The organism is Antarctobacter aquimaris, from assembly GCF_900184945.1.
Lineage (GTDB): Bacteria > Pseudomonadota > Alphaproteobacteria > Rhodobacterales > Rhodobacteraceae > Maliponia > Maliponia aquimaris.
Window position 1 is genome coordinate 201,983 of the sequence record NZ_FXYF01000005.1, and the last position, 25,909, is coordinate 227,891.

Sequence of the window (25,909 nt, forward strand, 5' to 3'; positions counted from 1 at the left end):
CCCTTCCCCGCGCCCGTGGCGAGCGTCCTTACTGGCCGGAGAACTTCAGCCGGCTGGGCAGCGGCGGGTAGTTCATCGTCTCGGCCGCGCGGTCGATGAAACCGGCGTCGAAGGGCTGGTTCAGGTCCGCCCCGTCGAAGGGCAGCGCGCCCAGCGGGGTCTGCGGAAAGCGCGTACTGTCCTCGGGCTGGATCGCGAGGCTCGCGCGCTTGGCCTCGCGCGCCAGTTCGCGGGTCAGCTGCGTCGCCTCGTGGTCCGAACTGACGATCCGTGGCCGCAGCAGCACCAGCAGCACGCGCTGGTTGCGCGAGCCGGACTTGCCGCGGAACAGCCCGCCGACCAGCGGCAGCTTGGACAGCCCCGGCACCGCCTGGGAGTTCGAGCCGAAGCCGTTTTCCAGGAGCCCGCCCAGCATGATCACGTTGCCGTCACGCACCAGCACGGTGGTTGACAGCGCGCGCTTGGCGGTGATCTCGCCGCCGGCCGAGGAGGTGGCGTTGGTCAGGTTCGACACCTCCTGCTTGATCACCATGCGCACGGTGCCGTCCGCGTTGATCTGCGGTGTGACGTTCAGCGTCAGGCCGACGTCCTGGCGTTCGATCGTCTGGAACGGCTCCTCGATCGCGCCCTGCCCGACCTGGGTGAACTGGCCGGTGACGAAGGGCACGTTCTGCGCCACCACGATCTCGGCCTCCTGGCCGTTCAGGGTCAGGATCGACGGGGTCGACAGCAGCCGCGTGCTGCGGGTCTGGGCGATGGCGGTCAGCAACCCGGCGATGCCGGTGGTCTCGTCGCCGCGCCGGGCGCCGATCACGCCGCCGTTGCCGGGGTTCGGCGTGTCGCCGTTCAGCACCGTGGACACCAGGCTGGTCAGGCTGGGCCGCCCCTCCAGCGCGAACTGCACGCCGCCGATGATGGCGTCGTTCAGCACCGCGCCGAACTGCACCGAGAGGTCGGAAAAGCCGTCGACCGACATCTCGAAGATCACCGCCTCGACCAGCACCTGGGTCGGGCGGCGGTCGAGGTGCTGCACCATGGCGACGATGTCGCCGATCAGGTCGGCCGGGGCCGAGATCAGCAGCGAGTTGGTGCCCGGCTCGGGCACGATGCGGATCTGGCTGGCGGCCGGGTCGCCGGACTGGAAGCTGCGCAGCACCACGTCGGCCAGCTGCGCCGCCTGGGCGTAGTTCACCTGCATCACGCGGCTCTGCTGGCTGTTCTGCTGCGCGTCCAGCCGGCCGGACAGGGCGCGCACCTGTTCGCGCAGGGTTTCGGGCCCCATCACCAGCAGCGCGTTCGAGCGCGCATCGACGCTGATCGAGGCGCCCTGCGGCACGATGTTCATCGACTGGATGATCTGCAACACCTCGCGGGCGTCGGCGTTGCGCATGCGGATCATCTCGATCGGGTCGGCGCGGGGCTGGTCCAGCTCGGCGATCAGGCCCTGGATGCGGCGGTGGTTGCCGACCCGGTCCGACAGGATGATCAGCCGCGCCTCGGGCACGGTCGAGATCACCGCCTCGGCCGGCAGCAGGGGGCGGACCACGTCCACCACCTCGGCCACGGTGACGTGGCGCAGGCGGATCACGCGGGTTTCATAGAGGCCGGACCCGGCCGCGCCGGGCGACAGTTCGCGCGCCGAGGTCAGCGGCACGATGCGGTCGGCATCCACGCCTTGGACGATGGTCAGGCGGTTGACCTCGAGCACGTTGAGAAAGATCTCGTAGAGCGCGGCGGGAGAGACGTTTTCCGGTGCCAGAACGGTCACGGTGCCGCGCACGCCGGGGTCGATCACGTAGTTGCGGCCGGTCGCCTCGGACACGATCTCGACAAAGCTGCGCAGGTCGGCGTCGCGCAGGTCCAGCACGCCCTGCGCCCGCGCCGCGCCCGGCGCCAGCACCGTGACGGCACCCGCCAGGGCGATGAGACATGCCGCCAACCAGCGGCGGGCCGCGACCGCGCCGCCCGGAGTTCCTGAGTGTGCTGCCCGCACTTTCGTGCCCTTTCGATCCTGCCTGTCGCCGCCTGTTTCGCGGTCGTTCGACACAACATACAGTGAAACGGCAGGCTTGTCTCCCCCGGCTATCGCCTGCGACGCAATGGGTAGCGGATCAGTCGACGAAGGCCAGCAGGGCCTCGGTGCCGCGGTTGTCGAGACGCAGGCCGCCCGGGTCGATCGCGGTCACGGTGATGCCCTCTTGCAGCGTGTCGCCGACCCGCAGCAGACGGTCCCCGGTGGGGTGCGAGACGATGGCCCAGCGGTTGTCGCCGTCGCTGACCACGCCTTTCAGCGCGTAGCCCAGGCTTTCGATCGGCGGCGCGGGCGGCTGCGGCTCCACGGTCACGACCGGCGCGGGCGGGCGGGGCGGCTGCGGTTCGGGCGGGGTGTAGGTGCCAAAGAGCGAAGGCCAGCGCCGCGGCGGCTGCGGTTCGGGCAGCTCCAGCGCCAGGTCGGCGGCGGGGGCCTCGGCCGCGACGGCGGGCGGCGGCAGCGGGTCGTCCAGCGCGCGCCGCAACAGATCGCCGGACCAGAGGGCCGCGGCGAGGGTCAGGGGCGTCAGCAGCCATGCGAGCCAGCGCATGTCGGGGTCCTCCGGGCACGCGGGGCGGGTTTTCATGGACGCGCCCCCGCCCGAGGTGCTACCATGTTCGGCGATCAAGGCAAACCTTGGCGACGACGAGGAAAGAGCAGTGATGACACCGAAACGGGTGACGCTGGCGCTGATGGCGCTGGCTCTGACGTTGCCATTGGCGGCCTGCAACACGGCGCCGGGCAACGCGAACAGCTTTCGCAAGAGCTATTTCCAGGCCAGGGGCGCGCTGGAAGGCGGGCAGTATGCCCAGGCCAGCAAGGAATACCGCGGGCTGATGGCCAGCGCGGGGCCGTTCCTGCCCCGCATCCAGCTGGAATATGCCCACAGCCTGCTGCGCGCCGGCGACCATGCCGGTGCGGCGCAGGTGGCCGAGGCCATGGCGCAGACCGAGAGCGGCGCAGGCGCGGCGGCGGCGCTGGCCGTGGCGGCGACGGCGCGGCACGAACTGGGACTGGCGGCGCTGGCGCAGGGCGACACGGCCGGCGGCAAGGCGCAGCTGGAGCGGGCGCAGGACGCCATGGCGCAGGTGCTGGACAGCCACCCCGAGATGGATCCGCTGGGCGCGCTGGCCGGGCGCAAGGCCAGCATCGCGGTGCGGCTGCGGGCGCTCTGACAGGGGCGGTTCGGGGGTCGGCGCGGGATGGGTTTGCCCACGGCCCGTGTCTCAGCCTTCGGGCACGATCTCGAACTGGACGGTGACCAGCCCCGGTTCGGCGCCACGCTCGATCCGAAGTGCCGCGAAACGATAGCCCCAGACCGGTTCGACCTGCGTCACCCAGGCGATCAGGGCGTCAAAGCTGACCGCCTCGAAGCGCATCTCGATTCCGCCGCCCTGCCGTGCCGACAGCGTCGCCACCCGGTCGATCAGCCGCGCCTGTTCCAGGCTGCGCTGCACCGCCGCGAGACCGATCGGCTGGACCGGGCCGGGCCCGGCGGCGGCGCGCAGGATCTCGGCCTCGGCCGCGCGGGCGGCAACCCAGGCGTCCAAAGCGCGCGCCTCGGCCAGCGCGGTGTCGGCCGCCGCGCGCCGGTCCGCCAGCGGCAGCAGGACCCCGGCCGCGATGCCCGCCACCAGGATCAGCGCCATGACCAGCAGGAGCGCCCGTTCGCGCCCGGTCAGCCGCAGCAGCCGGTCCACCATGGCGCGCGTCATCCGCCGCCCTCCGGCCGGGCCAGGTCCAGCTCGGCGGTGACGCGGCCGGTGGCATCGGCCAGGCGGGCATCGCGCACGGTGACGCGCAGGTCGCCGGCGGCGAGCGCATCGACCAGCGCGTCGACCGCCGCGAAATCGGCCAGGCGCAGCTCAAGCCGCAGGCCGGTGTCCGGCTGCCAGCTGACCAGGCGCAGTTCGGCCCCTGCCCCGGCGATCACCGGGGCGGCGTCGGCCAGCAGGTCCAGCGGCGACACCTCGCCGCCTTTGGCGCGCAGCTGCGCCCGCGCCTCGTCCAGCGCGCGGGCCACCTGCACGCGGGCATCGAGGATCGGCCCGGTGGGGACGAAGCTGTCGCGCACCACTTGCAGGGTGCGGGCGTTCAGGTCGGCGGCGGCGTCCTCGGTCGCGCGGATCACGGTCAGCTGGGCGGCGGCCCAGAGACCCGCCGCCAGCGCGCCGGTCAGCACCGGCCAGCGCCAGGCGCGGACCTGCCGCAGCAGCCGCTGCCGGGCGGCCTGCGGATCGGCGCGCAGGTCCAGCGTCAGTTCGCCCCGGGCAAAGGCCGGGCCGGGGGTGGCCTGTTTCGGATCGGTGATCACCGGGATGCCCGCAGCCTGCATCTGCGCCTCGAACGCCGGGAGAGGCGCGCCGTAGCGCAGCACCTTGCCCGGGGGCGGGCCTGCCTCCAGCAGCCGCGCGGCCTGAAGGCACAGCGCCGTTTCGGTGGTGGTCACACCTTCGGCGGGGCCAAAGCGGGCGCGCACGCGGCCCTCTTCGGCGGCGACGGTCCACAGCCCCTCGGCCGCCGGCAGGGCGAGGTAGTCGGGCAGCAGGGCGAGACAGCGTTTCCCGGCCTGTTCGCGCCAGCGCGCGAGGTCGGACGGGTCGGCGACCATGACGCGCGTCCAGCCCTCAGCCGCGCTGCCCAGCGCAAAGGGGCGCATCTGCACCGTGGCCGCGCCTTCGCCCAGCAGGTCACCCAGCTGGCGCCGTGCCACCTGTTCGCGTGCCGCCCCACGCAGCCCCGGAGGCAGGTCCAGCGCGATCAGCGGCGCGGATTCGCCCGGAACAAGCGCCACGTAGCGGCCACGCGGCGGCGCGCCGCCCGCGACCGGGGCGGTCGCCAGGTCGAGAACCGGAAGGGGCGTCGCCCCGGATTGTTGCGCCTGCTCAGCCATCGGGCAGACGATAGTCGACCAGCGCGCCGACGGGAAGCGGGTGCCGCGCGAGGACCGAGCGGCGCGCCACCGTCCGCCCGTCCAGCCGCGCCTGCGCCGCCAGCCCGAACCAGCCCGAGCCGATGTCGAGCCGGCTATCGTCCACTGTGGCGGCCAGCGCCGGGCTGAGCGCGGCGATGAAATCGTCGACCGAGGCAAAGGGCGTGCGGGCGCGGCTGGCGGCCAGCGCCTGCGCCGTGGCGGCGTCGACCTCGGGCAGCCAGGCGTCCAGCACCTCGACCGACGCGGTGTTGACGTTGAGCCGCGTGTCGCTGGGCAGGGCGGCAAGCAGCGGGTCGAGCCGGGCAAAGATCTCGGGCGTCAGTCCGGGCACCGCCAGCAGCTGCCGGGTGTCGCGCAGCGGGCCGCCGCGCGGCAGGGTGGCCGGGGTGCCGGCGGTGTAGCCGGAGGTGTCGAGCGGCCCGCCGGGAGCAAGGAAAGCTCGGATCGCGGTGCCCAGCGCCACCGGCAGGCCGCGCCCGACCAGCAGCCGGTCAAACGCCTCGTGGGCCTGCATGTCCTCGGGCACCGCCAGCCAGTTGACGTTGAAGCGGCCTTGCAGATCCTCGAGACGGCCCGACACCTCGCCCCGGTCCAGTTCGGCCGCCAGCAGCGGATCGGCCCAGGCCTCGGCGGCATGGTCGGGACCGCCGGGCGGATCGGCCTCCAGCCGCACCATGGCCAGCGCCTCGACCGCGTCGAGATAGGCCTCGGCCTGGGCGGTGGCCTGCCAGGCGGCCTGCCGCTCGACGCTCATCCCGGCGCGCAGCAGCAGCACCATGGCGGCGGCGGCCAGCGCGCCGACCAGCAGCAGCGCGTTGACCAGGATAAAGCCGCGCGGGCCGGTCATTGCATCGCCTCGACGATGCGGATCTCGCCCAGCGTGTCGTGCGTCAGGGTGATCTCGATGGCGATGGGCAGGATGTCGGAATAAGTGTTGGCGACAAGGCCAAAGGCGGCATCGCCGTCCGTGGCCGTCGGCGGGCGGACGCCGCCCAGCAGGGCGGCGGCGCCACCCTCGACCCAGCCCAGGCCGCCCCAGTAGCTGCGCAGGCGCAACGCGGTGACCCCGGTCAGAAAGGCGCGCTCGGCGCTGTGCTGATCGGCGCGGGCGGGTGTGACCACCGGCCAGGAACTGCGCGACAGGGTGCCGGTGGCGCGGTCCAGCCGCCATTCGGCGCGCTGGAAGGGATGGCCGCCATCGGCGGTGGGCGCGGCGATGCTGAGGCCGATGCGGCCGGCGGCGGGATCGGCGTGCAGGGCGGACTGCGGCGGCGCCTCGGGCGGGTAGAAAAGCACCGGCGCGAGGCGGTCGAGATCGGTGCGCAGCAGGGCCAGCGTGACCGCCAGCGCGCGGTCGCGGTCGTCGCGCAGGGTCAGCGCGTCGCGGCTGCGGATGGTGCCGTTCAGCGTGGTCAGCCCCATCACCGCGACCAGCGCAAAGAGCACCATGGCGACCACCAGTTCGATCAGCGAAAGCCCCCGGTCGCCGCGCCTCATGGCTGCCGCGCGGGGGGCAGGACGGTGACCAGCGCGGCGCCCGGCCCTTCGGAGGAGGTGACGGTGATGTCGGCGCGGGTCAGGCCGGCGGCGGTGGTCCTCAGCCGCGTGTCGATGACATAGGAATACGGCCCCATCTGCACCGTGCCGGGCAGCGGCGCGCCGGGCAGGCGCAGTTCCTCGGCGCGGTTCTCGGCCACCAGCTGCGCCAGCAGGCGCGGCGTGGCGCCGCCCAGCGCCAGCCGGGCCTGGCCGGTGGCCTTGAGCGTGGCCAGCGTGCCCAGCGCCAGGATGGCGATGGCGATCACCAGTTCCAGCAGGGTCAGGCCCCGGGTGGCGCGGGTCAGTCGGCGGCGCATGTCATCTCGCTCCAGCCGTCCGAGGCGCAGCGCCAGGTCGCGCCGCGCCCGCTGAAGGTGGCGGAAAAGCCGCTGCTGCTCCCGTCGGGGTGAAACAGGATGTCGGGCGTGCCGGGCGGCGGCACCGGACCGGACGGCAGCAGGCTGGCGCGACTCGACCAGCCGTGCAGCGGGTCGGCGGTCCAGCCGCTGTCGTCGCGGCGCATCAGGTGCAGGTCGCCTGGCGTGACGGACAGGCCGCGCGGCGCGCGCTCCAGGATGGCCAGCGCGCGGGTCTGTTCGACCGCGCGGCGAAAGCGGTCGGCGTCCCGCTCGGCCCCGGCGACGCCGCGTCCGGTGGCCAGGCCGACCCCCACCGCGAGGATCGACAGAATGGCTATGGACACCATCAGCTCCAGCAGGCTGAAGCCCGCCTGTGCCCCGCGTGTGCCGGTCAGCCCTGCGTCCACGAGCCGATGTCCGCATCCGCGCCGGTGCCGCCGGGGACACCGTCGGCACCGTAGGTGAAGACGTCGAAATCGCCGTGCACGCCGGGCTGGAGGTACTGGTAGGGGCGGCCCCAGGGATCGGTCGGGACGCGGTCCATGTAGCCGTTGGTCGCCCAGTTCTGCGGCTGCGGTTCTGACGCGGGGCGGGTGACCAGCGCCTGGAGGCCCTGTTCCGTCGTCGGGTAGCGGAAGTTGTCCAGCCGGTAGAGATTGACCGCCGAGACGATGGCGCCGATGTCGGACTGGGCGCGCGCGGCGCGGGCCTGGTCGGGGCGGTCGATCACGCGCGGCACGATGACCAGCGCGAGGATCGACAGGATCACCACGACCACCATCAGTTCGAGCAGCGAAAAGCCCGCATCGGCGGGGCGGCGCATCGGGGTCTGGGTCATGGGTATTGCATCGGCCTCTTGACGTACCGGCGCGACCTTAGCCAAGAACCCGGGGGCAGACAATCGCCGCCGGACGCGGCGGAGGACAGGAAAGAGGGGACCGCGATGACGCTGCTGCCGACGGTCCTGCTGCTGCTGATCGCCCCGGCGGTGGGGTCCTTCCTGGGCGTGCTGGTGGACCGGCTGCCGCGCGGCGAGGACGCGGTGGCGGCGCCGTCGCGCTGCCGGACCTGCAAGGCGCGGCTGGGCCTGCGCGACCTGGTTCCCTTGCTCTCCTACCCGCTGTTGCGCGGGCGCTGCCGGCAGTGCGGCGCCGCCCTGCCCGGCTGGCTGTGGCTGATCGAGATCGCCGCGACGGGTGCGGCCCTGCTGGCGGTGCTGAAGGGCGGGACGGACTGGCAGGTCTGGACCTCGGCCGGGCTGCTGTGGCTGTTGCTGGCGCTGGCCGCGTCTGACCTGCTGTGGTTCCGCCTGCCCGACGCGCTGACCGCGGCACTGGCCGCGCTGTGCCTGGGGGCGGCGCTGGCGCAGGGGGTGTTTCTGGCAGCCCTTGGTGGCGGGCTGATCGGCGCGGGCGCCTTTCTGGCCCTGCGCGCCGGGTACAAGGCGCTGCGCGGGCGCGAGGGGCTGGGTCTGGGCGACGTCAAGCTGATGGCGGGCCTGGGCGCGCTGACCGGGGCGGCGGGCCTGCCGCTGCTGGTGCTGATCGCCGCACTTGCGGCGCTGGCGACGGCGCTGCTGGCCCGGCGCGGGGTGCGCGGCGACCTTGCGCTGCCGTTCGGCGCAGCGCTGTGCGGGGCGGGCGCGCTGCTCTGGCTGCTGGAAAAAACGCTGATCTGAGGCGTGCCCCCTCGCACATCCCGTCAGGATCGCTAGGATCGCGCTCGCGCCGCGTGCGACCGCCCCCAGAACAGGACCCGCGATGACCCGTACCCTGCCCTCCCCGCTGATCCGCAGCCTGCTGTGCGCGCTGGCGCTGGGGGCGCCCGCCCTGGCGCAGGACGCCGGCGGTCCGCCCGCCGTGCCCGAGGCCGCCGAGACCGCCCTGCCCGAGATGGCCGAACTGGAACGCGCCTGGGCGCGCAACGATTTTGTCACCGTGCGGCAGGGGCTCAAGCTGCTGGCCGAAGAGACCGGCACCGCGCTGGCGCAGTACCGCTATGGCCGCGTGCTGATCGAAGGGCGCGGCGGCCCGCGCGACCCGGCGGGCGCGGTCACCTGGCTGGACAAGGCGGTAGCGCAGGACCACGCCGAGGCGGCAACGCTGCTGGCGCGCATCTACCTGAGCGAGGTGCCGGGCGGACCGCCGCGCGACGCCACCAAGGCCGCCGAGCTGCTGTCCCGCGCCGCACCGCGCGGCGCAGCCGAGGCGCAGTACCTGCTGGGCCTGCTCTACCAGAGCGGCGAGGGCGTGGCGCGCGACCTGGAGGCTGCGCGCACCTGGCTGCTGGCCGCGTCCGAGCAGCAGAACGTGCAGGCGCAATTCGCGCTGGCGGCGCTGTATCTGACCGGCCCGGAGGAGATCCGCAACGGCACCGAAGGCCTGCGCTGGCTGCGCGAGGCGGCCGGGATGGGGCTGGTCGACGCGCAGCTGCAGCTGGCCAACCTGCTGAACGAACCTGCCAGCGGCGCGACCGACCGGACCGAGGCGCTGGACTGGTTCCGCCGGGCGGCCGAACAGGGCCACCCGATCGCGCAGCGCATCCTGGGCACCCGCTATTTGCAGGGCGACGGCGTGGCGGCGGACCCGGCCGAGGCGTTCCGCTGGCTGACGCAGGCCGCCGAGGCGGGGGACGCCGGGGCGATGGGCAACCTGGGCTACGCCCATGCCGCAGGTCTCGGCACGGCGCAGGACATGACGCAGGCGGCGCGCTGGTACAGCGCCGCGGCGGACCAGGGGCTGGGCCGGGCGATGGTGACGTTGGGCCAGATGCTGGAAGCTGGGGCCGGGGTCGACCCGTCGTTCGACACCGCGCTGGCCTACTACCTGCGCGCGCTCGAGACATCGGACGCGGGCCTCGCGCGGGTGGAACTGGGGCGGCTGGCGATCGAGGGCAAGCTGGACGGCCGGATGGCGCCGCAGCGGGCGGTGCCCTGGGTGGTGGCGGCGGCGCAGGCCGGGCGGGACGGCGCGCAGGAATGGCTGACGGCGCAGGCCGAGGGTGGCGACGCGCGGGCGCAGTCGGCGCTGGGGCGGATGCTGTTCGACACCGCGCCGGAGCGCCGCGCCGAGGCGCTGGACCTGATGCGGGGCGCGGCCGACCTGGGGGATGTGATGGCGCAATTCGCCCTGGCCGAGATCCTGGCGCGGGGCGACGCCGGCGACGGGCCGGACTATGTCGCGGCGCACGGCTGGTACAACGTGGCGGCGACGCTGGGCCACCCCGAGGCCGCCGCGCGGCGCGAGGTGCTGGACGCGCTGATGACCCCCGAACAGGTGGCCGATGCGCAGGCCGCCGCGCGCGCCTGGTTCGAAAAGGACGCGCTGCGCACCCCGGGCCTGGGAGGGAACTGAGGATGCGCCCCGGCCTGAGCGCGCTGGCGCTGGCGCTGGCGCTGGCCGCGCCTGCGACGGCGCAGACCGACCCGATGACCACGCTGCGGGCGGCGGCCGAACAGGGTGTGCCGGCCGCCGAGCTGGAACTGGCGCGGCGCTTTGAGGCGGGCGACGGGGTGTTGCAGAACTTTGCCCGCGCCGCCGAGTGGTACGCCCGCGCGGCCGAGGCCGGCAGCGCCGAGGCGGCGAACCGGCTGGGCCGGATGCATCACGCCGGGCTGGGCGTGCCGCAGGACCTGCCGCGCGCCATCGCGCTGCTGGAACGCGCCGCCGAGAGCGGCAAGGCCGACTACCTGAACGACTTGGCGCTGGTGCTGGAAAGCGTCGGTGCCGACGATGCGGCGGCGCTGGCCCGTGCCGCCACGCTCTACCGGCAGGCGGCCGAGGCGGGGCACGTCGATGCCGCGGTCAGCCTGGGCGTGCTGTTGCAGGATGGCCGGGGGGTGGAAAAGGACCCCACCGCGGCGGCCGACCTCTATCGCGGCGCGGCCGAGGCGGGCCATGCCAGGGCGCAGAACAACCTGGGCCTGCTCTACGTGCGCGGCGACGGGGTGGCGCAGGACTACGCCGAGGCCGCGCGTATGTTCCAGGCGGCGGCCGAACAGGGCCTGCCGGAGGCGCTGACCAACCTGGGCGTGCTCTACGAGAACGGCTTTGGCGTGCCGCAAAACGACACCCTGGCCGCCGAGCTTTACCGGCAGGGCGGCCAGGGCGACCGGGCCAGGGCGGGCGACGCCGGGCCGATCTACGACCCCCGCCTGGCCCCGCCGCCGACGGACGCGGCCGGGCTGAAGGCGCTGGAGAAGGCCGCGCTGGCGGGCGATCCTGTGGCCGAGTTCCAGATGGCCTGGCTGCTGCTGAGCGCCACCCCGCGCGAGCCGCGCCGGACGATGCAGGGCGCGATCCTGATGCGCCGCGCCGCCGAGGCCGGCCATGCCCCGGCGATGGCCAACCTGGCCCTGCTCTACTTCGAGGGCACCGGCCTGCCGCAGGACTACGTGCTGGGCCAGATGTGGCTGGTGCTGGCGGGGTCCGGCGGGTTCGCCGGCGCGGCCGAGATCAGCGCGCTGTGGACCCGGCGCATGACCGCGGACCAGGTCAACGAGGCGCAGGCACGGGCCGAAGCACTCTGGACCGCGCAGGGCGTTTCAAAATAGCCGCTTTTCCGGGCGTTCGGGCGGAACTCCTTGACCATGCGTCGGCTAAGGGCGCATGCTGCGCGGTGAAATCTGTGCCCGAAGGGCGCGCAAGCGATTGACGGAGACATTCATGCGTTCTGGCATGCGTTCTGGGATCAGAGCCGGCTTTGTCGGTGTGGTGCTGGGGATCCTGCTGGCGGGTGCCGCGCAGGCGGCCGATCCCGTGGAACAGCACAATTCGACCGCCTTCTGGTTCATCAACTGGATCGGTCTCAGCAATGCGACGCTCAAGGTCGTGGCGCCGAACGGCGAGATCTCCTCGATCTATGTCGCCTCCGGCACGCCGGTCTTTGAGCTGGACCGGGCCAAGGCGATGGACGGCGTGTACAGCTATGAGCTCACCGCGGCGACCGAGACCCGCGTCAAGATCGTCAACCCGGTCGACAACGGCCGTGGCGACAACGAGGCCGCCACAATGACCGACTCCTTTTACCTGTCGGGACAATTCGTCGTTGCGCGCGGTGTCATCACCACGCCAGAAGAATTGACCGAAGACAGCAACTGACCCCAGACACCGAAGAGCGCGCGAGGACCAACCCCATGACCAAGACCCACAGAACAAGCCGCCGAATGACGGCAGCCAGCCTTGGCGCCCTCATGCTGGTGGCGGGCGGCGCCTCGGCGGACCAGGTGTTCAACGACGACGTGATCGTCACCTTCAGCCTCTGCGTCGGCAACGACTGCGTGAACGGCGAGAACTTTGGCTTTGACACCATCCGGATGAAGGAAAACAACGTCCGCCTGCATTTCGACGACACCTCGACCAGCGGGGCCTTTCCCAGGAACGACTGGCGCCTGATTGCCAACGATTCCAGCAACGGCGGCGCCAGCTATCTCGCCATCGAGGATTCGACCGCGGGCCGCCAGGTGTTCAGGGTCGAGGCCGGCGCGCGGGCCAACGCGCTGTATGTCGAATCCGACGGCGACATCGGCGTCGGAACAAGCAACCCGGCGGTCGACGTCCACGTGGTCACCGGCAACACGCCGACCCTGCGCCTGGATCAGGACGGCAGCAACGGCTTTACCCCGCAGGTCTGGGATCTTGCCGGGAACGAGACCAACTTCTTTGTCCGCGACGTGACCAACGGCAGCAAGCTGGCCTTCCGGATCGAGCCGAACACGCCGAGCAACACGCTGTATCTCGACAGTGCCGGTCGTGTCGGCGTGCTGACCACGTCGCCGGCCGAGGCGCTGGATGTGCGCGGATCGGGCATCTTTACCGGGACCGCCGGCACGACCAAGCTGACGGTCGAGGAAGCCAACGCGACCAATACCCTGCGCGAAATGATGGTGATGAAGAACAACGGCAACCTGTTCTTTACCCTGAACAACACGGCGCACACCGACACCTGGTCCTTTGCCACCGCCTCCGGGCTGAACAGCCTGACGATCAACGCCAACGGCGGCGCATCCGAATTCCGGCTGACCAACACCGGCAACCTGATCCTGACCGGCACGCTGACGACGACGGGCTCCTGCTCGGTCGGCTGTGACGCCGTCTTCGGCGACGACTACGTCATTCCGTCGATCTCGGCCCGCGCGGCGATGATGTACGACCTGGGCTACCTGCCCAACGTCGGGCCGACCGCCGAGAGCGGCGAATACGACCTGACGCAAAAGGTCCTGGGCATGCTCAACGAACTGGAGCACGCGCATATCTACATCGCCCAGCTGAACGACCGGATCGCACAGCTGGAAGCGCGGCTGGCCACGGCGGACTGATCGCCGCCAGGCGGGCGCGCGTCCTGACCGGGATGTCGCCGGGCCGCAACGACCCAAGACCCCGCCTGTTCGCGCAGGCGGGTTTTTTTCATGCCCGCCGCGATGCCCGGTGGCTTGTCATCCCGCCCGCCGGTCCGGATACTCGGCGCAGCCTGACCACCCTCCGGAAGGAAGACCGCCGTGGACCGCAGCCTCCGCACCGACTGGCTCCGCCTTGCCCTTGCCTCGGCCATCGTGATCGTCCTGGCCTACCTGTTCTGGACCGGCTCGCGCTATCCGTCGCTGGACGAAAAGGCGGTGATGTCCGGCGCGATCACGCTGGAGGATCCGCTGGGCTTCGAGGCGGTCTACCCGCTGACCGCGGACATGACGGTCCTTGAACGGATGGTCTATTCCACGCTCAACTGGATCCACACCAACAAGAAGGGCATGACCTTTGGCGTGCTCTTCGCCGCCGCCTTTCTGACCGCCGCGCCCTATGTCCGGCGCCGGAGCTTTCGCGGCGGGTTTGCCAATTCGCTGCTGGGGCTGGTGATCGGCACGCCGCTGGGCGTCTGCGTGAACTGCGCCGCCCCCATCGCACGCGGGATGTATTCCGGCGGCCTCAGGGCGGAAACGGTGCTGTCGGCGATGATCGCCTCACCCACGCTGAACGCGGTGGTGCTGACCATGCTGTTCAGCCTGCTGCCGTTCTACATGGCGGTGACCAAGATCGCGCTCAGCCTGCTGGTCATCCTGGTGATCGTGCCGCTGATCTGCCGGGGCCTGCCGGAAAAGGAGATGCCCGAGGCAAGCCGCATCGCCACCCTGCCGCCGGCGCCGCTGTCCGGGGTGCATTGGGCGATCCGGGACGTGGCGGTCAGCTACCTGAAAAACCTGTGGTACATCGTCCGGATGACCGTGCCGCTGATGCTGCTGGCGGGCGCGCTGGGGGCGGTGGTGGCCACGCTGCTGCCGCAGGAGCTGATCACCGGGTTGCCGTTCAGCCTGCTGGCGCTGGTGGCGATCGCGCTGGTCGGGGTGTTCCTGCCGGTGCCCATCGCCTTTGACGTGGTGGTGACGGGGGCGCTGATCGGGCTGGGGCTGAGCCACGGCTACGTGATGGCGCTGCTGTTCACGCTGGGCAGCTTCAGCGTCTATTCCTTCTTCATCGTGACGCAGTCGGTGGGGTTGCGGGCGGGGCTGCTGCTGGGGGCCAGCGTGGCGGGCCTTGGCGTGCTGTCGGGCGCGGCGGCGCATGTCTACCACGAATGGCAGACCGAGCGCGCCTTGCGGATGCTGACCGGCGAGGCACCGCACCTGGTCTGGGCGGCTGAGGCGGCCGAGGGCGACCCCTGGACCGTGGTCAGCGCCGATGCCGCGCGCATCATCGTCGAGCCGCGCCCCTTTGCCCCGCCCTCCCCCGCTGCCGAGACCGCGTTCACCCGGCTGGAAGGCTGGGAAATCGGTCTCGATCAGCCGGTCGAATTCGGCATGGCGGACATGTGGCCGCCGTTCTGGGAGGGGCGCAGCCTCGCCTCCGGCGACGTGGACAACGACGGCGATTTTGACCTGGCGATCGCCTCGACCGAAGTGGGCCTGCGGCTGTTCCTGAACGACGGGACGGGGCAATTCACCCAAGGCGCGGTGGACCTGGGCCCGCTGGCCGATGCGCCGGTGTTCAACGCGGTGATCGTGGACATCGACAACGACGGATGGCGCGACCTGCTGCTGGCCACCTACGGGCGCGGCAACTGGCTGTTGAAGGGCAGCGGCACGGGCTTCGGCGCACCGCAACAGGTGGCCAACCAGCCGGACGCGGTGCTGTCGATGGCGCTGTCCTTTGGCGACCCGGACCGCGACGGCGACCTCGACCTCGCGGTCGGCAACTGGGCGTCGGGCTGGTATCGCCGCGTGCCGGGCGAGGAATCGCGCAACCGCATCGTCTGGAACGAGGGCGGCGCGCTGACCGGCGAGTCCTTTCTGCCGCTGCCCGGCATCCCCGGCGAAACCCTGTCGATCCTGTTCAGCGACATCGACCGCGACGGCAAGGCCGACCTGCTGGTGGGCAACGATTTCGAGATCCCGGATTACGTCTACATGGGCGACGGCGCGGGCGGCTTTCGCGCGGTGACGCACCAGGACGGGGTGATCCCGCACGTCCCCACCACCACCATGGCGATCAAGGCCGCCGACCTGATGAACGACGGCAGCGTCGAGCTGTACCTGGCGCAGATCGCCGGGCGGTCATCCGGCGTGGGCAAGAAGCTGAAGATGCAGCCGCTGGAGCAGTACTGCGACCGGATCGCCCGCGACGCGGACCGCGCCACCTGCGCCCGCAACATGGCGATCAAGGCCTGGTATCGTTCCGGCAACAGCTTTGACCCCGGCTATGCCGGGCGCTGCCAGGAGCTGTCGGGCCGCGACCAGGCGGAATGCAAGGCGATGCTGATCAAGGACCTGGCGATCCAGCGCAAGGACCCGGGCATCTGTGCGCTGATCCCCGGTGCGCAGTACAAGGCACGGTCGTACTGCGAGGTGCATTTTCGCCCGATCCGGGCGCTCACGCCCCGAGAGGCCGACACGGCGCTGCCGCAGATCCTGAACTACAACGTTCTGCTGGAGACGGACGGCGCGGGTTATGCCGACACCGCCAAGGCGCGCGGGCTGGAAACCGGCGGCTGGAGCTGGGACACCAAGATCGCCGATTTCGACGAGGACGGCTGGAAGGATGTCTACATCGTCAACGGCACCTGGGTGCCGAACGAGGTCAGCCCGTCGAACATGTTCTTCCGCAACACCGGCAGCGGTTTCGTCGAGGAGGCGGCGACGCTGGGGCTGGAGGACTACCTGATGACGGCGGCGGCGACGCAGGTGGATCTGGACGGCGACGGCGATCTCGACCTGGTGACCTACCCGGTCAACGGCCCGCTGGCGGTGTTCCGCAACAACGCGCAGGGCGGCCGCGCGCTGACCGTGTCCTTCGAGGACCTGGCGGGCAACCGCGACGGCATCGGCGCCGAGGTCGCGGTCACGGATGACCGGGGCACGACGCGGCTGGCCGAGATCCAGCTGGGCGGCGGATTCATGTCCTTTGATGCGCCCTTGGCGCATGTCGGGCTGGGCGACGCGGCCGAGGCGCGGCGGATCGCCATCCGCTGGGCCGACGGCAGCGAGACGGTGATCGAGGGCGCGTTCAAGCCGGACACGCAGTATCGCATCCGCCGCGCCGCCGAGTGAACGCGGTCAGGGCGCGCGGTTGATCTCGACCAGGTGGCCGTCGGGGTCCATCAGGAAGACCTGGGCAAAGCCGGCGTCGCTGTCGCGCTTGACCCGCAGGTGGCGGGGATCGTCCGGCGCGGTCTCGGCGCTGTAACCCACCGCCTCCAGCCGCGAAAGGGCGCCGTCGAAATCCGCCGTGGCCAGCGCGAAATGCGCGTCCTGCCCGGTGACCGGGCCGCTGCGGTAGCTGCCCTCCGGGTTGACGATCAGGTGCAGCTGGCCGTCGCCGCAGGCATACCACAGCCCGGTGAAGCCAAAGCCGGGACGCTCCAGCCGCTCCAGCCCCAGCGCGCCCTCGTAGAAGGCGGCGGCGCGGGCGAGGTCGCGGACGGGCAGCGAGACGTGGTGAAGCCTGAGGTGCGGCATGGGACCCCCTTGATACGTGCCCCGAGAGTGGCAGGTGGGGCGCGGTCTGTCGAGCCTTGCGCGGATCGCCGCCAAAGACATTGAACCCGGCGAGGTTTCGCGGCAAACAGGGGCACATTCCCGCGAAGAATTCCGGAAGCCCATGGCCAAGCTCTACCACGTTCCCCTGTCTCCGTTCTGCCGCAAGGTGCGGCTGAGCCTGGCCGAGAAGAAGATCGAATGCGAGCTGGTCGAAGAGCGGTACTGGGAGAAGGACCCCGATTTCCTGCGCCGCAACCCGGCGGCCAAGGTGCCGGTGCTGAAGATCGACGGCAAGACCATGGCCGAAAGCGCCGCGATCTGCGAATGGCTGGAGGAAAAATACCCCGATCCGCCGCTGATGCCGCGGTCGGCCGATGCGCGCTACGAGGTGCGGCGGCTGGTGGCCTGGTTCGACGACAAGTTCCACAACGAGGTGACGTCCAAGCTGCTGTACGAGCGGGTGAACAAGAAGGTCATGAAGGCCGGTTTTCCCGACAGCGGCAACGTCAAGTCGGGCGCAAAGGCGATCAAGTACCACCTGGATTACCTGGCCTGGCTGCTGGACCACCGCCGCTGGCTGGCCGGGGACAACATGACGCTGGCCGATTTTGCCGCCGCGGCACACCTGTCATCGCTCGACTACATCTCGGACGTGGACTGGAACCGGCAGGAAAGCGTCAAGGACTGGTACGCCAAGATCAAGTCGCGCCCGGCGTTCCGGTCGATCCTGGCCGACCAGGTGCCGGGATTCCCGCCGCCGCCGCATTACACGGACCTGGATTTCTGAGCGGGGTCGCGCTTTCCCGAAAGGTGGCAGGGGGCTCCGCCCCCGCCCCTGCGGGGCTCCCCCGAGGTATTTTCAAAACCAAAGAAGCCGGGGCGGGGTCGTGCAGGATCTGACGGAGCGTCTGAAACGCGAGGCGGCGGAGGTGGGTTTTGCCGCCTGCCGTGTCTGCCGGCCCGGGGATGTGCCGCAGGTGATGGAGCGGCTGGAGAATTTTCTGGCGCGCGGATACCACGGGCAGATGGGCTGGATGGCGGAGCGGGTGCAGTGGCGCGGCGCGCCGCAGGTGCTGTGGCCCGAGGCGCGGTCAGTCGTGATGCTGGCCGAGAACTACGGGCCGGATGAAGATCCGCTGGCGGTGCTGGAGGCGCGCGACCGCGCCGCGATCAGCGTCTATGCGCAGAACCGCGACTATCACGACGTGGTCAAGAAAAAGCTCAAGCGGCTGGCGCGCTGGCTGATCGCCGAGGGCGGCGGCGCCCGGCACGGCAAGGCCGTGGACCCGGACACCCTGGGCACGCCGCAGGTCAAGGTGTTTGTCGACACCGCGCCGGTGCCGGAAAAGCCGCTGGCGCAGGCGGCCGGCCTGGGCTGGCAGGGCAAGCATACCAACCTGGTGAGCCGTGAGCTGGGATCGTGGCTGTTTCTCGGCTGCATCTTCACCACGCTGGAACTGGCGGTGGACGGCGCCGAGCGGGATCACTGCGGATCGTGCCGGGCCTGCCTGGACATCTGCCCGACGGAGGCCTTTCCGGCGCCCTACCAGCTGGACGTGCGGCGCTGCATTTCCTACCTGACCATCGAGCACAAGGGGCCGGTGGACGAGGCTCTGCGCCCGCGCTTGGGCAACCGCATTTACGGCTGCGACGATTGCCTGGCGGTCTGCCCCTGGAACAAGTTCGCCCGCCGCGCCGAGGAGGTGAAGTACCACGCCCGCGACGACCTGCGCGCGCCGCCGCTGGCGGAGCTGGCCGGGCTGGACGACGCCGCGTTTCGCGCGCGGTTCTCCGGCTCGCCGATCAAGCGGATCGGGCGTGACCGCCTGGTGCGCAACGTCTGCTATGCGATCGGCAATTCCGGCAGCGCGGCATTGCGGCCGGTGGTGCAGGCGCTGTGCGAGGATGCCGACCCGGCGGTGCGGGATGCGGCCCGCTGGGCCGTGTCGCGTCTGGCAAACTAGGGTCGGGCGCCAGGCTGCCATCCCGGCGCCCGGAGTGACCTTCATGCTTCTTGGGAGATAGCTCAAATGTCACTCCCGCCGTACATGGCAGTCGGGCCTGCATCACGCAAGAGGCGCACAAGTACAGGTGAACGGCCTGACACATGGCTTTGATTTCCGGCCCGCCGCCCCATGTATTGTGGCACACTCGGAGAGCGCGAACCGCATGGAGGACAAACGTGGCGAAATATGAACGAAGACCGGAGGTTATCCACAGCCTGACGCCCGAGCAGTACCGCGTCACCCAGCAGAGCGGGACCGAGCGTCCGGGCACCGGCGAATATCTGCACACCAAGGCGCCGGGCATCTACGTGGACGTGGTTTCGGGCGAACCGCTGTTCGCCTCGGCCGCGAAATACGAATCGGGCTGTGGCTGGCCCAGCTTCGTCAAGCCGATCGAACCGGACAACATTGTCGAACTGCGCGACACCTCGCACGGGATGGTCCGCGTCGAGGTCCGGTCGCGCCATGGCGACAGCCACCTGGGCCACGTGTTCCCGGACGGGCCGCGCGACAAGGGCGGGCTGCGCTACTGCATCAACTCGGCCTCGCTGCGGTTCATCCATCGCGACGACATGGCCGCCGAGGGTTACGCCGATTACATCGATTTGGTGGAGGAGATCGAATGACCGAACGTGCCGTACTGGCCGGAGGCTGCTTCTGGGGCATGCAGGAGCTGATCCGCAAGCTGCCCGGGGTGGAGAAAACCCGCGTGGGCTATACCGGGGGCGACGTGAAGAATGCCACCTACCGCAATCACGGGACCCATGCGGAGGGGATCGAGATCCTGTTCGATCCGCAGAAGATCTCGTACCGGCGGCTGCTGGAGGTGTTCTTCCAGATTCACGACCCGACCACGCCGAACCGGCAGGGAAACGACCGCGGCCTGAGCTATCGCTCGGCGATCTACTACGTCGACGAGGCGCAGCGGCAATGCGCGCTGGACACCATCGCCGATGTCGAGGCCAGTGGGCACTGGCCCGGCAAGGTGGTGACCGAGGTCGAGCCGGTGGGCGATTTCTGGGAGGCCGAGCCCGAGCACCAGGATTACCTGCAACGCTTTCCCGGCGGCTACACCTGCCATTTCCCGCGCGCCGACTGGGTGCTGCCCAAGCGCGCCGCCGCGGAATAAGCTCCATGGGGATCCATGCGGTTGCGCATGGGTCCCTTGCGTTTTCCGACAATCCCCTGCGGGACCGGGCGGGGCTATATCCGTCCCGACCAGCGAAGGAGCGGGACGATGACACAAGCAGGATTCTGGGACAACATCGCGGAGCGCTATGCCACGCGGCCGATCGGCAACGTCGAGGCCTATGAGGCCACGCTGGCGCGGGTGTCGCACTGGCTGGCACCGCAGATGTCGGTGATGGAGATCGGCTGCGGCACAGGCAGCACGGCGCTGCGGCTGGCCGGTCAGGTGGCGCGCTATCTGGGCACCGACATTTCGGCCGGGATGGTGCGGATTGCCGAAGGCAAGGCGGCCGGGGCGCCCAACGTGCATTTTGCGCGGGCCGGGGCGGGGGACGCCGGGGCCGGGGAGCCGTTTGACGCCGTGCTGGCCTTCAACCTGCTGCACCTGGTGGAGGACCTGCCGGCGGTGCTGCACGAGGTGCGCGCGCGTTTGCCCGAGGGCGGGCTGTTCATCACCAAGACGCCCTGCCTGGGGGGCAAGCCGTGGTTCAAGCCACTGATCTGGGCGCTTCAGAAGATCGGCAAGGCGCCGGGGCCGGTGCATTTCCTGCGGCCTGCGCAACTGGAGGCGCAGATCGTCGCGGCCGGGTTCGAGGTGGTCGAAACGGGCGACTATCCGAAAAAGCTGCCCAATCATTTCGTGGTGGCGCGCGCGGTCTGAGACCGCGCAGCCCCCGGCACAACGGGACTCGAAAGAGGAACAAAACGGGAATATACTGCCCCGCATGTTCGCCGAGCTGTGCATCACCTCCAATTTCACCTTTCTCACCGGGGCCTCGCACCCCGAGGAATACATGGAGCGCGCCGCGCTCATGGGGCTGTCGGCCATCGCGATTGCCGACGTGAACTCGGTCGCCGGGATCGTGCGGGCGCATTCGGCGGGGCGCGAGATTGCCCGGCAGGTGGCGGAACTGGAACGGCTGGAGCAGGACGGCGGGTTCATCGGCCCGCCGAAACCGCCGCACCTGCCCGACCCGCCGCGCGCGCCGGTGCGCAACGTGCCCCGGCTGATCCCCGCCGCGCGGCTGGTCTTTGCCGAGGGGGTGGAGATCACCGCGCTGGCCGCCAGCCGCGACGGCTGGGCGCGGCTCTGCCGGATGCTGTCGGCCGGGCGGCTGCGGGTAGCCAAGGGCGACTGCCTGTTGCACCTGCCCGACCTGCCCGACACCCCCGAGGGGCTGGAGCTGATCCTGCACGTCCCGCGCCGCCCCTCGCGCGACTGGATGCGCCACGCGCAGGCGCTGGCCGACACGCACCGCGCGCGCATGCACCTGGCGCTGGCGCCGCGCTATGACGGCGAGGATACGGCGCGGTTCGACGCTGTGGCGCGGCTGGCCGCGCGGCTGGGGCTGCCGCTGGTCGCCACCGCCGCGCCGATGCTGCACCACGGCCGCCGCCGCAAGCTGGCCGACGTGCTGACCGCGATCCGCACCGGCACGCGGGTCGACCGGCTGGGCCGCGCAGCCCTTGCCAATGCCGAGCAAAGGATGCGCGCAGAGCCCGAGATGCGCCGCCTGCTGGGGCCGCACGCCGGGGCGCTGGAGGCCGCCGCAGCACTTGCGGAGCGCTGCACCTTCGACATCGCGTCGCTGCGCTACGAATACCCCTCGGAGATCGCGCAGGGTGAAACGGCGCAGTCGCGCCTGTCCCGCCTCGCGCACGAGGGGTTGCGATGGCGCTACCCGCAGGGCGCACCAGAAAAGGTGCAGAAGATGCTGGCGCATGAGTTGGCCCTGATCGCCAAGCTGAAATACGAGCCCTATTTCCTGACCGTGCGCGACATCGTCGATTTCGCCCGCACGCGCGGGATCCTCTGCCAGGGGCGCGGCTCGGCCGCCAATTCCGTGGTCTGCTACTGCCTTGGCGTGACCTCCGTCTCGCCCGAGATCGGCACCATGGTCTTTGAACGCTTCGTGTCCGAGGCGCGGGACGAGCCGCCCGACATCGACGTGGATTTCGAACACGAGCGGCGCGAGGAGGTGATCCAGCACATCTACGAACGCTACGGCCGCCACCGCGCCGGGCTCTGCGCCACCGTCATCCACTATCGCGGCAAACGCGCGATCCGCGAGGTCGGCGCCGCCATGGGCCTGTCCCAGGACACCATCGGCGCGCTGTCTTCGCAGCTCTGGGGCTTCTTCTCGACCAAGGGGCTGGAGCGCGAGCGCATGGCCGAGATCGGGCTGGACCCGGACGACCGCCGCCTGCAACTGACGATGGAGCTGATCTACGAGATCATCGGCTTTCCCCGCCACCTGTCGCAGCATGTCGGCGGCTTCATCATCACCGAGGGGCGGCTCGATGAGCTGGTGCCGGTCGAGAACGCCGCCATGGAGGGGCGGACGGTGATCTGCTGGGACAAGGACGACATCGACGCGCTGGGCATCCTCAAGGTCGACGTCCTCAGCCTGGGGATGCTGACCTGCATCCGCAAGGCGTTTGACCTGATCGCCATGCACCACGGGCCGCGCCACACGCTGGCCAGCCTGCCACCCGAGGATCCGGTGGTCTACGACATGCTGTGCAAGGCCGACAGCGTGGGCGTCTTCCAGGTCGAATCCCGCGCGCAGATGAACTTTCTGCCGCGGATGCGGCCGCGCTGCTTTTACGACCTGGTGATCGAGGTCGCCATCATCCGCCCCGGCCCGATCCAGGGCGACATGGTCCACCCCTACATCCGCCGCCGCAACGGGGCGGAGCGGGTCGAATTCCCTTCGGACGAGCTGGGCGAGGTGCTGGGCAAGACGCTGGGCGTGCCGCTGTTCCAGGAACAGGCGATGCAGATCGCCATCGTCGGCGCGGGCTTTACCCCCGAACAGGCGGACCGGCTGCGCCGCTCGCTGGCGACGTTCAAGAAACATGGCTCGGTCAGCGAATTCCGCTCATTGTTCCTGCGCGGCATGGCGGACAAGGGCTATGACCGCGACTTTGCCGAACGCTGTTTCAGCCAGATCGAGGGCTTCGGCTCCTACGGCTTTCCGGAATCGCACGCCGCCAGCTTTGCCCTGCTGGTCTATGCCTCCGCCTGGCTGAAATGCCATCACCCCGGCATCTTTGCCTGCGCGCTGCTGAACTCCCAGCCGATGGGCTTCTACGCGCCCTCGCAGATCGTGCGGGACGCGCGCGAACATGGGGTGACGGTGCGCCCGGTCTGCGTCAACCACAGCTACTGGGACAACGTGATGGAGCCGGACGGGCGCGGCGGGCTGGCGCTGCGGCTGGGGTTTCGCCAGATCAAGGGCCTGAGCGAAGAGGACGCCGCCTGGCTGACGGCCGCGCGCGGCAACGGCTATCTGGACGTGCGCGACGTCTGGCGAAGGGCCGGCCTGCAACCCTCGGTGCTGGCGCGGTTGGCCGAGGCGGATGTCTTTGCCTCGCTCGGCCTCGCCCGGCGCGAGGCGCTGTGGGAGGCCAAGGCGCTGATGAAAGGCGGCGAGCTGCCGCTGTTCTCACGCGACATCGACGGCGAGGCGATTGCCGAGGCGGCGGCGCATCTGCCGCAGATGACGCTGGGCGAACAGGTGGTCGAGGATTACGTCGCCATGCGCCTGACGCTGCGGGCGCATCCCGTGGCGCTGCTGCGGCACATCCTGACGCCCGAAAGCGGGTCCGCGCCGGGGCAGCCGCCCGCGCCCGAGGCCGCCGACCTGCGCCGCCAGCTGGCCGCCGCGCGGCCGCGCCACCCGCGCGATGTGCCAAGCCCGGTCACACGCGCGCCCCCGGACTGAGAGGCGTCACCCCGAGGAGGAGGCCGGAGGCCGACGACGAGACAGGCAGCGCGGGCCCGCAGGGGCCCGCACCGCTGGATCAGGGGTCAGACGCCGGACTTGACGATGGCGTCCGCCAGGATCGGCACGGTCTTGGCGTTCAGACCGGCGATGTTCATGCGCGAATCGCCCACCATGTAGACGCCGTGATCGCGGCGCAGCGTCTCGACCTGCTCCGGGGCCGCACCGATGCGCGAGAACATGCCGCGGTGCTGCGCGATGAATCCGAAGCGGTCCGAACCGGACAGCCGCTGCAACTCGTCCGCCAGCTGCTGCCGCAGGTCCAGCATCCCGCCCCGCATCTCTTCCAGTTCCGCCGCCCAGTCTGCGCGCAGCTCCGGATCGGTCAGCACCATGGTCACCAGCCGCGCGCCATGGTCCGGCGGAAAGGAAAAGTTCTGCCGGTTGAGGTAGTTCAGCGTGCCCTGGTTCAACTTCTGCGCGCCCGCGTCCTGCGCCACCGCCATCAGCAGGCCGGTGCGCTCGCGGTAGATGCCGAAGTTCTTCGAGCAGGATGCCGCAATCAGGCATTCCGGCACCGACGCGGCGATCATCCGCACCGCCGCCGCGTCCTCTTCCAGCCCGTCGCCAAAGCCCTGGTAGGCGAGGTCCACCATCGGCGTCGCGCCGGTCTTGAGCAGCAGGTCGATCACCGCCTGCCACTGGGTCGTGTTCAGGTTGGCACCCGTGGGGTTGTGGCAGCAGCCGTGCAGCAGCACCAGGTCGCCCTTGCGCACCTGCGCGAGGTCGGCCAGCATCCCCTCGAAATCCACCCCGCGCGAGTCCGCGTCGAAGTAGCGGTACATCACCGTCTCGATCTTCATGTGCTTGAGGATCGACAAATGGTTCGGCCAGGTCGGATCGCTGACAAAGACGCGCACGTCGGGGTTGGCCATCTTGGCCATGTCAAAGGCCTGGCGCACAGCCCCGGTGCCGCCCGGCGTCGCCGCCGCCGCCACGTTGCCCCGCGCCACCGCGTCGCCCAGCACCAGCGCCACCATGGCATCGGCAAAGCCCGGGTCGCCGGCCAGGCCGGTGTAGCTCTTGGTGGTCTCGGTTTCCCACAGCTTCTTCTCGGCGGCCTTGATCGCGCGCATGATCGGCGTGTGGCCCTCGGCGTCCTTGTAGACGCCGACGCCGAGGTCGATCTTGTCGCTGCGCGGGTCCTCGCGATAGGCCTGCATCAGCATCAGGATCTTGTCGGCGGGTTGTTCCTTGATGGTCTCGAACATTGTCGTCTCCGGTTCTTCGGATGTCAGTCGGCGCCCGTGGCCACGGGCAGCGTCGCAAAGGCGCCCCATTCGGACCACGAGCCGTCGTAGAGGGAATGATCCGTCTTGCCCAGGCGTTCCATCGCCAGGCTGAGGATCGCCGCCGTCACACCCGACCCGCAGGTGGTGATCGCCGGCCTGGACAGGTCCACGCCCGCCGCCTCGAAGGCGGCGCGCAGGCCGGCCGCGTCCTTCAGCGTGCCATCGGCGTTCAGCAGCGTCTTGTAATGCACGTTCTTCGATCCGGGGATGCGGCCCGGGCGCAGGCCCGCGCGCGGCTCCGGCTCTTCGCCGCGAAAGCGGCCGGGTGAACGGGCGTCGATCACCTCGGTGTTCTTCAGCTTGGCCGCGGCCGAGACCTGCGTCACGTCGCGCACCAGGTGCGCCTGCCGCCGCACGGTCATGTGCCGGTCGCGCACGATGGGCGCCATGTCCTCGACCTCGCGACCCTCGGCCAGCCATTTCGGGAAACCGCCGTCCAGCACGGCGATGTCGTCCTTGCCCATCAGCTTGAACAGCCACCAGACGCGCGCCGCCGAAAACAGCCCCGCGCCGTCGTAGACCACCACCTGGTGCCCGTCGCCCACGCCCATGGCGCGCATCCGCGACATGAACTTTTCCGGCGGCGGCGCCATGTGCGGCAGTTCGGAGCGGGCGTCGGACACATCGTCGATGTCGAAAAAGCGCGCACCGGGAATGTGGGCCGCGTCGTATTCCGAGCGGCCGTTCCGGCCCATGTCGGGCAGGTAATAGCTGGCGTCCAGCACCCTCAGGTCAGGGTCGTTGAGATGCTGTGCCAGCCAGTCGGTGGAGACAAGCGTCCTGGGATCGTCGACGAACATGGGGCC

25 protein-coding genes are annotated in these 25,909 nt (G+C 70.5%); 13 read left to right on the top strand and 12 right to left on the bottom strand.

The window, feature by feature from the left end:
• Positions 1 to 28 precede the first annotated feature (28 nt).
• Together MAA8898_RS11085 and MAA8898_RS11090 are read right to left on the bottom strand one after the other, a co-directional pair.
• Positions 29 to 1,939: a secretin GspD/PilQ domain-containing protein gene (locus MAA8898_RS11085; protein ID WP_094021077.1), complete on the bottom strand. Its 1,911-nt coding sequence runs from the start codon at positions 1,937 to 1,939 to the stop codon at positions 29 to 31.
• 172 nt (positions 1,940 to 2,111) lie between these two features.
• Positions 2,112 to 2,582 carry a type II secretion system protein N gene (locus MAA8898_RS11090; protein WP_094021078.1) on the bottom strand — a complete coding sequence of 157 codons (471 nt, stop codon included), beginning with the start codon at positions 2,580 to 2,582 and terminating at the stop codon, positions 2,112 to 2,114.
• 112 nt (positions 2,583 to 2,694) lie between these two features.
• On the opposite strand from MAA8898_RS11090, the gene MAA8898_RS11095 reads away from it, so the two are divergent.
• Positions 2,695 to 3,207 carry a hypothetical protein gene (locus MAA8898_RS11095; RefSeq protein ID WP_094021079.1) on the top strand — a complete coding sequence of 171 codons (513 nt, stop codon included), beginning with the start codon at positions 2,695 to 2,697 and terminating at the stop codon, positions 3,205 to 3,207.
• Positions 3,208 to 3,258: 51 nt separating this feature from the next.
• Here the strand turns inward: MAA8898_RS11095 and MAA8898_RS11100 are convergent, their stop codons facing one another.
• Genes MAA8898_RS11100 through gspG form a run of 7 tightly spaced genes read right to left on the bottom strand, consistent with a single transcriptional unit; the run spans position 3,259 to position 7,703 of the window.
• Positions 3,259 to 3,747, bottom strand: coding sequence for a type II secretion system protein M (locus tag MAA8898_RS11100; protein ID WP_094021080.1), 489 nt, complete (start codon positions 3,745 to 3,747; stop codon positions 3,259 to 3,261).
• Positions 3,744 to 4,925 carry a type II secretion system protein GspL gene (gspL, locus tag MAA8898_RS11105; RefSeq protein WP_094021081.1) on the bottom strand — a complete coding sequence of 394 codons (1,182 nt, stop codon included), beginning with the start codon at positions 4,923 to 4,925 and terminating at the stop codon, positions 3,744 to 3,746. Before gspL ends, MAA8898_RS11100 begins: the two co-directional genes overlap by 4 nt.
• Positions 4,918 to 5,814 (bottom strand): type II secretion system minor pseudopilin GspK, encoded by an 897-nt coding sequence (gene gspK, locus MAA8898_RS11110; protein WP_094021082.1) that lies wholly within the window; start codon positions 5,812 to 5,814, stop codon positions 4,918 to 4,920. The genes gspL and gspK overlap by 8 nt, the downstream gene beginning before the upstream one ends.
• Entirely contained in the window at positions 5,811 to 6,464 is a 654-nt protein-coding gene (locus MAA8898_RS11115) for a type II secretion system protein GspJ (RefSeq protein ID WP_094021083.1), read from the bottom strand. The genes gspK and MAA8898_RS11115 overlap by 4 nt, the downstream gene beginning before the upstream one ends.
• Positions 6,461 to 6,823, bottom strand: coding sequence for a type II secretion system protein (locus tag MAA8898_RS11120; protein ID WP_094021084.1), 363 nt, complete (start codon positions 6,821 to 6,823; stop codon positions 6,461 to 6,463). The genes MAA8898_RS11115 and MAA8898_RS11120 overlap by 4 nt, the downstream gene beginning before the upstream one ends.
• On the bottom strand, positions 6,808 to 7,272 hold the full coding sequence (locus MAA8898_RS11125) for a GspH/FimT family pseudopilin (protein ID WP_094021085.1): 465 nt from the start codon (positions 7,270 to 7,272) through the stop codon (positions 6,808 to 6,810). The genes MAA8898_RS11120 and MAA8898_RS11125 overlap by 16 nt, the downstream gene beginning before the upstream one ends.
• Positions 7,257 to 7,703 carry a type II secretion system major pseudopilin GspG gene (gspG, locus tag MAA8898_RS11130; RefSeq protein WP_094021086.1) on the bottom strand — a complete coding sequence of 149 codons (447 nt, stop codon included), beginning with the start codon at positions 7,701 to 7,703 and terminating at the stop codon, positions 7,257 to 7,259. Before gspG ends, MAA8898_RS11125 begins: the two co-directional genes overlap by 16 nt.
• Before the next feature lie 105 nt (positions 7,704 to 7,808).
• On the opposite strand from gspG, the gene MAA8898_RS11135 reads away from it, so the two are divergent.
• The 6 genes from MAA8898_RS11135 (at position 7,809) to MAA8898_RS11160 (ending at position 16,400) form a co-directional block, all read left to right on the top strand.
• Positions 7,809 to 8,543, top strand: a complete 735-nt coding sequence (locus tag MAA8898_RS11135; RefSeq protein ID WP_094021087.1) for a prepilin peptidase — start codon at positions 7,809 to 7,811, stop codon at positions 8,541 to 8,543.
• Between the two features lie 82 nt (positions 8,544 to 8,625).
• Positions 8,626 to 10,218 carry an SEL1-like repeat protein gene (locus MAA8898_RS11140; RefSeq protein ID WP_094021088.1) on the top strand — a complete coding sequence of 531 codons (1,593 nt, stop codon included), beginning with the start codon at positions 8,626 to 8,628 and terminating at the stop codon, positions 10,216 to 10,218.
• A 2-nt stretch (positions 10,219 to 10,220) separates the two neighbouring features.
• Entirely contained in the window at positions 10,221 to 11,417 is a 1,197-nt protein-coding gene (locus MAA8898_RS11145) for a tetratricopeptide repeat protein (RefSeq protein WP_141194831.1), read from the top strand.
• Positions 11,418 to 11,541: 124 nt separating this feature from the next.
• Positions 11,542 to 11,964: a hypothetical protein gene (locus tag MAA8898_RS11150; RefSeq protein WP_094021090.1), complete on the top strand. Its 423-nt coding sequence runs from the start codon at positions 11,542 to 11,544 to the stop codon at positions 11,962 to 11,964.
• A gap of 65 nt (positions 11,965 to 12,029) precedes the next feature.
• Complete coding sequence (locus MAA8898_RS11155) at positions 12,030 to 13,181, top strand: hypothetical protein (protein WP_141194832.1); 1,152 nt, start codon at positions 12,030 to 12,032, stop codon at positions 13,179 to 13,181.
• A 180-nt stretch (positions 13,182 to 13,361) separates the two neighbouring features.
• The gene (locus MAA8898_RS11160) at positions 13,362 to 16,400 is read left to right on the top strand and encodes an FG-GAP-like repeat-containing protein (protein ID WP_245853364.1); all 3,039 of its coding nucleotides are present in this window, start codon (positions 13,362 to 13,364) and stop codon (positions 16,398 to 16,400) included.
• A gap of 6 nt (positions 16,401 to 16,406) precedes the next feature.
• On the opposite strand, the gene MAA8898_RS11165 is transcribed toward MAA8898_RS11160, so the two are convergent.
• Positions 16,407 to 16,808, bottom strand: a complete 402-nt coding sequence (locus tag MAA8898_RS11165) for a VOC family protein (protein ID WP_094021092.1) — start codon at positions 16,806 to 16,808, stop codon at positions 16,407 to 16,409.
• Positions 16,809 to 16,950: 142 nt separating this feature from the next.
• On the opposite strand from MAA8898_RS11165, the gene fzlA reads away from it, so the two are divergent.
• From fzlA to MAA8898_RS11195, 6 genes are all read left to right on the top strand, one after another.
• On the top strand, positions 16,951 to 17,616 hold the full coding sequence (fzlA, locus tag MAA8898_RS11170; protein ID WP_094021093.1) for an FtsZ-binding protein FzlA: 666 nt from the start codon (positions 16,951 to 16,953) through the stop codon (positions 17,614 to 17,616).
• Positions 17,617 to 17,716: 100 nt separating this feature from the next.
• The gene (gene queG, locus MAA8898_RS11175) at positions 17,717 to 18,793 is read left to right on the top strand and encodes a tRNA epoxyqueuosine(34) reductase QueG (protein WP_094021094.1); all 1,077 of its coding nucleotides are present in this window, start codon (positions 17,717 to 17,719) and stop codon (positions 18,791 to 18,793) included.
• Positions 18,794 to 19,011: 218 nt separating this feature from the next.
• Positions 19,012 to 19,461, top strand: a complete 450-nt coding sequence (gene msrB, locus MAA8898_RS11180) for a peptide-methionine (R)-S-oxide reductase MsrB (protein WP_176445131.1) — start codon at positions 19,012 to 19,014, stop codon at positions 19,459 to 19,461.
• Positions 19,458 to 19,964, top strand: a complete 507-nt coding sequence (gene msrA, locus MAA8898_RS11185; RefSeq protein WP_094021096.1) for a peptide-methionine (S)-S-oxide reductase MsrA — start codon at positions 19,458 to 19,460, stop codon at positions 19,962 to 19,964. The genes msrB and msrA overlap by 4 nt, the downstream gene beginning before the upstream one ends.
• A 108-nt stretch (positions 19,965 to 20,072) precedes the next feature.
• Complete coding sequence (locus MAA8898_RS11190) at positions 20,073 to 20,684, top strand: class I SAM-dependent methyltransferase (RefSeq protein WP_094021097.1); 612 nt, start codon at positions 20,073 to 20,075, stop codon at positions 20,682 to 20,684.
• A 64-nt stretch (positions 20,685 to 20,748) separates the two neighbouring features.
• On the top strand, positions 20,749 to 23,751 hold the full coding sequence (locus MAA8898_RS11195; RefSeq protein ID WP_094021098.1) for an error-prone DNA polymerase: 3,003 nt from the start codon (positions 20,749 to 20,751) through the stop codon (positions 23,749 to 23,751).
• Positions 23,752 to 23,837: 86 nt separating this feature from the next.
• On the opposite strand, the gene MAA8898_RS11200 is transcribed toward MAA8898_RS11195, so the two are convergent.
• Positions 23,838 to 25,022: an amino acid aminotransferase gene (locus tag MAA8898_RS11200; RefSeq protein WP_094021099.1), complete on the bottom strand. Its 1,185-nt coding sequence runs from the start codon at positions 25,020 to 25,022 to the stop codon at positions 23,838 to 23,840.
• Between the two features lie 23 nt (positions 25,023 to 25,045).
• A complete protein-coding gene (sseA, locus tag MAA8898_RS11205) occupies positions 25,046 to 25,903 on the bottom strand; it encodes a 3-mercaptopyruvate sulfurtransferase (protein ID WP_094021100.1) in 858 nt (285 codons plus the stop codon).
• Positions 25,904 to 25,909: the final 6 nt, after the last annotated feature.